Annotated in this window: 5 protein-coding genes; all 5 read left to right on the top strand. The window is 53.7% G+C overall.

Going from position 1 to position 2840, the window contains the following annotated elements; translation table 11 throughout:
* Positions 1–24: 24 nt before the first annotated feature.
* Entirely contained in the window at positions 25–240 is a 216-nt protein-coding gene (locus tag GX108_03925; protein NLO56187.1) for a hypothetical protein, read from the top strand.
* Complete coding sequence (locus GX108_03920) at positions 237–839, top strand: HAD family hydrolase (GenBank protein ID NLO56186.1); 603 nt, start codon at positions 237–239, stop codon at positions 837–839. The genes GX108_03925 and GX108_03920 overlap by 4 nt, the downstream gene beginning before the upstream one ends.
* A gap of 37 nt (positions 840–876) precedes the next feature.
* A complete protein-coding gene (locus GX108_03915) occupies positions 877–1473 on the top strand; it encodes an SIS domain-containing protein (protein NLO56185.1) in 597 nt (198 codons plus the stop codon).
* Positions 1470–2447, top strand: a complete 978-nt coding sequence (rfaD, locus tag GX108_03910) for an ADP-glyceromanno-heptose 6-epimerase (GenBank protein ID NLO56184.1) — start codon at positions 1470–1472, stop codon at positions 2445–2447. Before GX108_03915 ends, rfaD begins: the two co-directional genes overlap by 4 nt.
* A 1-nt stretch (position 2448) precedes the next feature.
* Positions 2449–2840: hypothetical protein (locus tag GX108_03905; protein NLO56183.1), on the top strand; the 392-nt coding region annotated here is incomplete at its 3' end.

The raw sequence follows: 2840 nt of genomic DNA, 5'->3' as shown, positions 1-2840 counted from the left end.
GTTTACGGCGGCATCCCTACCGCCGTGGCCGTAGTCGCTCTCTTCCTGTTTTCAGCATATAGGGCCCTTATTTTATCCAAAGAAAAGGGTGGAAGACGCTGGTTCTGGATCGCGGTTTCCGTTTCTATACTTTCCCATCACTTTTTAGGCCTCGCGGGGGATGTTTTTTCAGATCGATTCAAGTTTGCCTGTATTTTCTGGTATTTCCTGGGTTTTACCGGAAGGGTTGAAAGGGAATGAATCAAACCCACCCAGGTCAACGGAAGAGCTGGTCATGGAGTAAGAACCGGGCCGTCTTCCTCGATAGGGATGGAGTGATAATAGAGGAGAAAGGTTTTGTTTTCGAACCCGATGATGTGGTCCTCGTCGACGCCGCGGCGGAAGCGATAATAAGAATGTCCTTGATGGGGCTGAAGATCGTTGTTCTTACAAACCAGTCGGGAATTGGCAGAGGGCTGTTCAATGAGGAGAGCTACAAAAAAGTGTTGAGGAGAATGGTCCAGCTTTTGGAAAAAAGCGGCGCAAGACTGGACGGGGTTTATCACTGCCCTCATGCCCCATGGGAAGGTTGCGATTGCCGGAAGCCAAAACCCGACCTGGCCTTAAAGGCCGCGAAGGATCTGGGTATAAGCCTGTCCAGGTCTTTTGTCGTAGGCGACAAGAGGTCCGATATGGAACTGGCCCGGACGATAGGGTCAAAAGGGATCCTGGTGAGGACCGGTTACGGCCTGCGGACGGAAATGGAAGGAAACCCTGTTTGGGATGCGGTGGCGGATAGCATCGTTGGAGCCGCCGAGGTCATACAAAAATGGGTCGAGGGAGAGGAAGATGGTGCTTGAGAGGATGGACCCCGGCCTGGATGGCCGTCTGAAAGGGATGGTTTCGGCATCGTTTTTCGAGACAGCAGAGGCGCTGAAAAAGCTACTCCTCCGAGGAGGTGGCTCCATCCTGGATGCGGCTTTCCTGATAGTGGATTCAATAAAAGCGGGTGGTAAACTGATGCTCTGCGGCAACGGGGGGAGCGCCGCGGACTGCCAGCATATGGCCGCCGAGTTCGTTTGCCGGCTTACCGGCGAGAGGGAGCGCCCGGCCTTGCCGGCTCTTGCTCTCACCACGGACTCCTCATTCCTTACGGCTTTCTGCAACGATTACTGTTTCGAGGACGTATTCGTTCGCCAGGTACAGGCCCTGGGGCGGCCCGGGGACGTGCTCATGGGCATCAGCACCAGCGGGAGTTCCGAGAATATCAAAAGAGCTGTCAGGGTGGCAAAAAAGATGGAGGTAAAAACCATAGCGCTGACGCGCCAGGGAGGGACAATCGGTGAATTGACCGACGTCGCCATAGAGATCGATTCAGAAAAAACAGCGGTAATACAGAACGTGCATCTTGCCGTGGAGCACGCACTCTGCCAGATTGTCGAAGAACTGATCTTCGGAGAGACTCCGGCAAGCCCGGGGGGTGACCTCCCTTGATCATTGTCACCGGGGGGGCCGGGTTTATTGGCAGTAATCTTATTGCCGGACTGAATAGGGTTGGCTTCCACGACATCCTGGTCGTCGACCATATGGGCAAGACGGAGAAGTACAAGAATCTAAGGGGTTTAAAATTCTCCGACCTGATCGACAGGGCAGCCTTCAGGGAGCTGGTCAGGCACGGGGCTTTCGAGGGGAAGCGTATTCGGGCCCTGTTCCACCAGGGAGCGTGTTCGGACACCCTGAACGTCGACGGGGACTACATGGTCGACAATAATTACCGATACTCCAGGGTACTGTTGGATTACGCCGCTTCCAGAGGCTTCCAGTTTATCTACGCTTCCTCCGCTTCGGTCTACGGGTCGGGGAAGAGGGGGTTCAAAGAGGAGCCGGAGTGCGAATTTCCCCTAAACTTGTATGCTTTTTCGAAACTCCTTTTCGACAATCATGTCAGGCGTGTCCTCCCCTTTGCAAGGTCCCAGGTGGTTGGGCTCAGGTATTTCAACGTTTTCGGTCCCCAGGAGATGCACAAGGGCCGCATGGCATCTATTGTTTTCCATGCCTTCAATAATATTGCCGCTAAGGGTTCTGTCGGTCTCTTCGAGGGATCCGGCGGCTTCGGCCCGGGAGAACAGCGAAGGGATTTCCTCCCCGTCGAGGATGCCGTCAGGGTCAACCTCTTCTTCCTTGAGCATGGTGAAAAGTCCGGCATTTTTAATTGCGGGACAGGCAAGTCGTGTTCCTTCCTGGAATTGGCAAATTCGGTCATCGATTCTCTGGGGAAAGGCCAGGTGGAATTTATCCCCTTCCCCGAAGACTTGAAGAGAAAGTACCAGAGTTTTACCGAGGCCGACCTTTCCAAACTGAGGTCCGCTGGCTTCCTTGAAGATTTTTCGACCCTGGAGGGATCCGTCGAAAGATACGTCAACCTTTTGGAGAAAAATGGTGGATACTTATTTGGGGAGGGCGATTGAGGTGACCTCGAAAGAAAGCGCCCGGGAGATACTCGGAAGAGGTTTTTCCGGTTCAAGGATACTGGTAGTTGGTGATCTCATCCTGGACCAGACCTACGAGGGTATTACGGAAAGGATATCGCCTGAGGCTCCTATCCCTGTCGTCGAAATCAGTTCCTGCCGCAATGGTCTTGGAGGGGCCGGTAACGTCGCTCACAACCTTGCCCGGTTAGGGTGCGAAGTGGAATTGGCGGCTGTCATTGGAGACGACGGCGAAGGGGTACTCGTAACGGAATTGCTTGATTCCAAAGGCATAGAGAATGGGCTTGTCACTTCGGAAAAAAGGATGACCACTAAAAAGGTAAGGATCGTCTCGGCAAGACAGCAGATGCTGAGGTTGGATTTCGAGTACGC

This window comes from Thermovirga sp., assembly GCA_012523215.1.
Classification (GTDB): Bacteria; Synergistota; Synergistia; order Synergistales; family Thermovirgaceae; genus 58-81.
This window is presented reverse-complemented; position numbering and strand designations above follow the sequence as displayed.